General features: G+C 64.5%; 6 protein-coding genes. 4 read left to right on the top strand and 2 right to left on the bottom strand.

Translation table 11 applies throughout. The annotated features are described in order from the left end of the window. Positions 1-213, bottom strand: a 213-nt coding sequence (locus EN750_RS15775) for a 2'-5' RNA ligase family protein (protein WP_281062303.1), incomplete at its 3' end; no start/stop codon positions are given. A gap of 125 nt (positions 214-338) precedes the next feature. Beyond that, on the bottom strand, positions 339-983 hold the full coding sequence (locus EN750_RS15770) for an arylesterase (protein ID WP_127396962.1): 645 nt from the start codon (positions 981-983) through the stop codon (positions 339-341). A gap of 85 nt (positions 984-1,068) precedes the next feature. Here EN750_RS15770 and EN750_RS15765 point away from each other — a divergent pair, with 85 nt between their 5' ends. From EN750_RS15765 to EN750_RS15750, 4 genes are all read left to right on the top strand, one after another. Beyond that, positions 1,069-1,764 (top strand): ABC transporter ATP-binding protein, encoded by a 696-nt coding sequence (locus EN750_RS15765; RefSeq protein ID WP_127396961.1) that lies wholly within the window; start codon positions 1,069-1,071, stop codon positions 1,762-1,764. After that, on the top strand, positions 1,764-4,313 hold the full coding sequence (locus EN750_RS15760) for an ABC transporter permease (RefSeq protein ID WP_127396960.1): 2,550 nt from the start codon (positions 1,764-1,766) through the stop codon (positions 4,311-4,313). The genes EN750_RS15765 and EN750_RS15760 overlap by 1 nt, the downstream gene beginning before the upstream one ends. 228 nt (positions 4,314-4,541) lie before the next feature. Further along, positions 4,542-5,321, top strand: coding sequence for a Bax inhibitor-1/YccA family protein (locus EN750_RS15755; RefSeq protein WP_127396959.1), 780 nt, complete (start codon positions 4,542-4,544; stop codon positions 5,319-5,321). 106 nt (positions 5,322-5,427) lie between these two features. Continuing rightward, positions 5,428-5,835, top strand: a 408-nt coding sequence (locus EN750_RS15750) for a GNAT family N-acetyltransferase (RefSeq protein ID WP_145967689.1), incomplete at its 3' end; no start/stop codon positions are given.

Raw genomic sequence — 5,835 nt, 5'->3', positions numbered from 1 at the left:
GGACAGCGCCAGCGAGAAGGAAGGGCGGTGGACGCGGTCGAGCGCGTTGGCGATCTCGTCGGCGACATGGCCGGGGACATCGCCGATGAAGCGCAGCGTCAGATGGTAGTTTTCGACATCAATCCAGCGGGCTCCCGGCAAGCCGCCCCGCAGCAGGGACAGCGAAAGGGCAGCGTCACGCGGAATTTCGAGGGCGGTGAAAAGACGCGGCATGAAGAGCCTCCCTTCCTCGAATCGAACTGTCATCCCCAGCGAATCATCGATAGTCAAACGGAGCAAGAGGTTTGTTGGCCACAGTCCCTGTTAAAAGCCCCCTGCGCGGAAACAGTTCCAATCTGCTAGGAATCGCCCGGCACTGCCGCGATCACCTTCTCGACCGTCGGCAGGATGCGTTCGACTATCTGGTCGACGCCTTCAACGCTCGGATGCAGGCCGTCCTCGAGTTGCATGCCGGGCTGGCCGGCGACGCCGTCGAGAAAGAACGGGTAGAGCACGACGTCGTATTTCTTCCCCAGGTCCGGGAAAATGGCGTCGAACGCATTCTGGTAGTCGGGGCCGAGATTGGGTGCGGCACGCATGCCGGCCAGAAGCACGGCAATCTTGCGCTGCTTCAGCTTGCTCAGCATCTCGTCGAGGTTCTTCCTGGTGATGTCGGGCGAAACGCCGCGCAGCATGTCGTTGGCGCCGAGTTCGAGGATGACCAGTTGCGTGCCGTCGGGCACCGACCAGTCGAGCCGCGCCAGGCCACCGCTCGTCGTGTCGCCGGAAACGCCGGCATTGGCGACGCTCACATCATGGCCTTTGGCGCGAAGGGCGGCCTGCAGCCTGTCGGTAAAGCCCTGGTCAGGCCCAAGGCCATAGCCCGCCGTCAGGCTGTCGCCGAAGCCGACGATTTTGAACGGCTCGGCACGCGCTGACGGCATGGCGCCGCAAATGGCGAGGAAAACCATGAGGCCTGCGGCAATACTGCGTTTGAAAGACATGCGGCAGGCCCCATATGAGCTAGGAATTCTTCAGTCGATGGCTTCCGGCAAGCAGAGCCTTCCCAGATTATAGGACGATTTCATTTTGACAGAAGCCGTCGTCGCGCTGAAAGATGTATTCCTGACCCTTGGCGAGGGCGCTTCATCGGTCCATGTGCTGAAGGGTGTCAGCCTTGATGTGGCGACCGGCGAGGCGACCGGCATCGTCGGGCCTTCGGGTTCCGGCAAGTCGACATTGCTGATGGTCCTGGCAGGCCTGGAAAGGGTCGATTCGGGAACGGTCCGAATCGCTGGTGAGTTGCTCAACGGCAAAAGCGAGGACCAGATTGCTTCGTTTCGAGGCCGAAACATTGGCATCGTGTTCCAGTCCTTTCATCTCATTCCCAACATGACGGCGCTCGAAAATGTCGCGGTGCCGCTGGAACTGGCCGGCCATGCCGATCCGTTTTCGGTGGCGGCGCGCGAGCTGGCGGCGGTTGGCCTCAGCGACCGCGTCACCCACTATCCCGGCGAATTGTCGGGCGGCGAGCAGCAGCGCGTGGCGATCGCCCGCGCATTGGCGCCATCGCCGCGCATCTTGATCGCCGACGAGCCGACCGGCAATCTCGACCAGGCGACCGGGCGGCAGGTCGCCGACCTCCTGTTTGCCAAAGCGGCCGAGCGCGGCATGACGCTGGTGCTGGTGACCCATGATCCGGCGCTCGCGGCACGCTGTTCGCGCCAGGTATCGATGCGCTCGGGCCGGATCGAGGCGCCGGCGCCTGTCAAGGTGACGGCCTGATGCCGCTGTCCCGGACGTTGAGGCTCGCGGTCCGCTTCTCGTTGCGCGAGATGCGCGGCGGCCTGTCCGGCTTCCTGATCTTTCTCGCCTGCATCGCGCTCGGCGTCGCGGCCATCGGCGGCGTCAACTCGGTGGCGCGTTCGATCACCGCCGGTGTCGCCAATCAGGGCCAGACGCTGCTGGGCGGCGACCTTCGCTTCGAGATCAACCAGCGTGACGCCAGCCAGGCGGAGCGCAGCTTCCTTGACGGGCTCGGCACAGTTTCCCGGACCGCCAGCATGCGTTCGATGGCGCGTCTGGCCGACGGATCCGACCAGGCGCTGGTCGAGGCCAAGGCGGTCGACCATGCCTATCCTCTCTATGGCACGCTGGAGACCGAGCCGGCACTCTCGAAACAGGAACTGTTCGGCGAAGAGTTCGGCGTCTTCGGTGCGGCGGCACCCGACCTTCTGTTCGAGCGGCTGCACGTCAAGATCGGCGACCGGCTGAAGCTTGGTACCGCCACTTTCGAACTGCGCGCCAGGCTGGTCGCCGAACCGGACGCCGTGTCCGACGGTTTCGGCTTCGCGCCAAGGCTGATGATCTCGACGGACGGGCTGGCGGCCACTGGACTGATCCAGCCGGGCAGCCTGGTCGAGAATGCCTACAAGATCCGCCTACCGGCAGACGCCGACGAGGCGCGACTGAAGGGCATCCAGGACCAGGCGGCCAGGGATTTCCCCGAAGCAGGCTGGTCGATCCGCACACGCAGCAACGCGGCGCCCGCGCTGTCGTCCAACATTGAACGTTTCTCTCAGTTCCTGACCCTGGTCGGGCTGACGGCGCTGGTGGTCGGCGGTGTGGGCGTCGCCAATGCGGTGCGCGCCTATCTCGACGGCAAGCGCGGCGTGATCGCCACCTTCAAGAGCCTGGGCGCTTCGGGCGGCTTCGTCTTTGCCGTCTATCTGGTGCAGATCCTGATCATTGCCGCATTGGGTATCGTGCTGGGCCTTGTGCTCGGCGCGCTGATGCCGTTCGCAGCGAGTGCGGCCTTGCAATCCGTCATTCCGGTGCCGGCCGCAGGCGGCTTCTATCCCGGCGCGCTCGGCATGGCGGCGCTGTTCGGCCTGCTGGTGACGTTGGCTTTCGCGCTGCTGCCGCTCGGCCGCGCCCGCGATGTGCCGGCAGCCGCGCTGTTTCGCGAGATGGGGCTGGAAGGCCGCGGCTTGCCGCGCCCCGCCTATGTCGCGGCGGCCATAGGCATCGCGCTGTTGCTGGCGGCGCTGGCCATTCTGTTTTCCGGCGACCAGCGCATCGCCTCGATCTTTGTCGGCGCTACCGTCTTCGCCTTCCTGGTGCTGCGCGTGGTCGGCGCACTGGTGCAATGGGCGGCCAGGAAGAGCCCGCGCGTGCGCTTCGTGGCGCTCAGGCTCGCTATCGGCAACATCCATCGGCCAGGCGCGCTGACGCCATCGGTGGTGCTGTCCTTGGGGCTCGGCCTGACGCTGCTGGTGACGCTGGCGCTGATCGACGGCAATCTCAGGCGGCAGATCTCCGGCAGCCTGCCGGAACGGGCGCCGAACTTCTTCTTCGTCGACATCCAGAGCGCCGACGTCGCGTCTTTCTCGGCGCTGATCGGCAAGGAGGCGCCGCAGGGCGTACTGGCCAAGGTGCCGATGCTGCGCGGCCGGGTGATGGCGCTGAACGGTATCGATGTCGACAAGGTGAAGGTGCCGGCGGAAGGCGCCTGGGTGCTGAGGGGCGACCGCGGCCTGACCTATGACACCAGGCAGCCGCAGAACGCGACGTTGACCGAGGGCAGTTGGTGGCCCGAAGATTACAGCGGCGAGCCGCTGGTTTCGTTTTCGGCGCAAGAAGGCAAGGAGATCGGGCTGAAGCTCGGCGATACCATCACCGTCAACGTGCTCGGACGCAATGTCACCGCCAGGATCGCCAATTTCCGCCAAGTCGAGTGGGAGACGATGGGCATCAATTTCGTCATGGTGTTCTCGCCCAACACATTCGCGGGCGCCCCGCATGGCTGGATGGCGACGCTGACCGAAAAGAGTACCTCGACGGCCGACGACGCCCGCATCCTCAACGCCGTCACCCGCGCCTTCCCGGCGGTGACGACGGTGCGGGTCAAGGACGCGCTCGATGTCGTCAACCGGCTGGTCGGACAGCTCGGCTCGGCGATCCGGGCCGCGGCCGGCGTGGCGCTGATCGCTTCGGTGCTGGTGCTGGCCGGCGCGCTCGCCGCCGGCAACCGGGCGCGCATCCATGATGCGGTGGTGCTGAAGACGCTGGGGGCGACACGCACGACGCTGATATCGGCCTTCTCGCTCGAATACATGCTGATCGGACTGGCCACCGCCATCTTCGCGCTGGCGGCGGGCAGTGCGGCGGCCTGGTTCGTCGTCGCGCGCATCATGACATTGCCGTCGCATTTCATGCCCGAGGTGGCAGTATCGACCATTCTGTTTTCGCTGGTGATCACGGTCGGCATTGGTCTTGCCGGCACCTGGCGGGTGCTCGGCCATAAGGCAGCACCGGTGCTGCGCAATTTGTGACTACAGGCCCGGAAATGGGCATCCTGGATTAAATCTTGGTAAGAAAGCCCTCCGAAAAGCCGAGGAATCGGCACTTCGCCCTCTCACGAACCGTTACATCCGGTTACGGACTTGTTCTTGACGCGAATAACCATCATATTTCGCCACAGGCATGCTGGAGCCCTGCCAGCGGCGCCTGGGTCCGGAAGGACCTGACACCCGACGGGGCAGAAGCAATAGAGGACTACAATGGCTGATCCCATTCGCAACTACCAGACGCGCGCCGTGCCCGGCGTCAGCGTCGGTGCCGACATCGATCAGGGCCTGCGCGCCTATATGATCAGGGTCTACAATCTGATGGGGCTTGGCCTCCTCATCACTGGTCTTGCCGCGATCGGCACGATCATGCTGGCCACCACCACCGATCCGGCTTCGGCTGTCGCGACGCTGCCAAGCGGCGAGATGCTGACCTCCTTCGGCTACGCGATCTTCGGCTCGCCGCTGCGCTGGGTGGTGATGCTGGCGCCGCTGGCTGCCGTGCTGTTCCTGTCGTTCCGCGTTCAGTCGATGAGCGTTTCGGCGGCGCAGACGACGTTCTGGGTCTATGCTGGTCTCGTCGGCCTGTCGCTGTCTTCGATCTTCCTGGTCTACACCACGGCCAGCATCTCACAGACCTTCTTCGCCACGGCCGCCGCCTTCGGTGCGCTGTCGCTGTTCGGCTACACCACCAAGCGCGACCTGACGGCGATGGGCTCGTTCCTGATCATGGGCGTGTTCGGCATCATCATCGCGTCGGTGATCAATATCTTCCTGCAGTCGTCGGCGCTGTCCTTTGCCGTGTCGGCGATCGGCGTGCTGGTCTTCGCGGGCCTGACCGCCTATGACACGCAGAAGATCAAGGAGATGTATTTCGAGGGCGACACTTCCGACGTCGCCGGCCGCAAGGCGATCATGGGCGCTCTGACGCTCTATCTCGACTTCATCAACCTGTTCATGTTCCTGCTGCATTTCAGGGGCGACCGCCGCTAAAGCGGCATTGGACCATCAACTTCCGGAAGGGCGGCCCAACGGCCGCCCTTTTCTTTTGTCTTGGCCTTTGCTGTTATTGCGAGCAGAGAAACGGCATGCATAAACAATGAGCAATATTGCGATCCGGCCTGCCACGGTGGCCGACCTCGACAGCGTCACGGACATCTATGCCGATGCGGTGACCCAAGGCACGGCGAGCTATGAGCTGGAGCCGCCGAGCCGTGCGGAGATGGGTGTTCGATTCGACAGCCTGACGGCCGGCGGCTTTCCTTACCTGGTGGCGGAGAAGGACGGCGCCGTTCTCGGCTACGCCTATGCCGGCGCCTTCCGGCCACGCCCGGCCTATCGCTTCATCGTCGAGGATTCGGTCTATGTCGCGCCCGAGGCCAAGGGCCAGGGCGTCGGGCTCAAGCTGATGCAAAGCCTGATCGAGGCAGTGACGACGGCGGGCTTTCGCCAGATCATCGCGGTGATCGGCGATGGCCGTCCCGACAGCGCCTCGGTGCGGTTGCAC

This window comes from Mesorhizobium sp. M7A.F.Ca.ET.027.03.2.1, from assembly GCF_003999175.1.
GTDB lineage: Bacteria > Pseudomonadota > Alphaproteobacteria > Rhizobiales > Rhizobiaceae > Mesorhizobium.
Note: the sequence above shows the minus strand (reverse complement) of the source record. Positions and strands in the feature narration are given on the sequence as shown.

What these genes read in the sequence shown, in the direction of transcription:
- EN750_RS15760 (WP_127396960.1), top strand. Translation starts at nt 1,764, where the DNA reads ATGCCGCTGTCCCGGACGTTGAGGCTCGCGGTCCGCTTCTCGTTGCGC.
- EN750_RS15770 (WP_127396962.1), bottom strand. Translation starts at nt 983, where the DNA reads ATGTCTTTCAAACGCAGTATTGCCGCAGGCCTCATGGTTTTCCTCGCC.
- EN750_RS15755 (WP_127396959.1), top strand. Translation starts at nt 4,542, where the DNA reads ATGGCTGATCCCATTCGCAACTACCAGACGCGCGCCGTGCCCGGCGTC.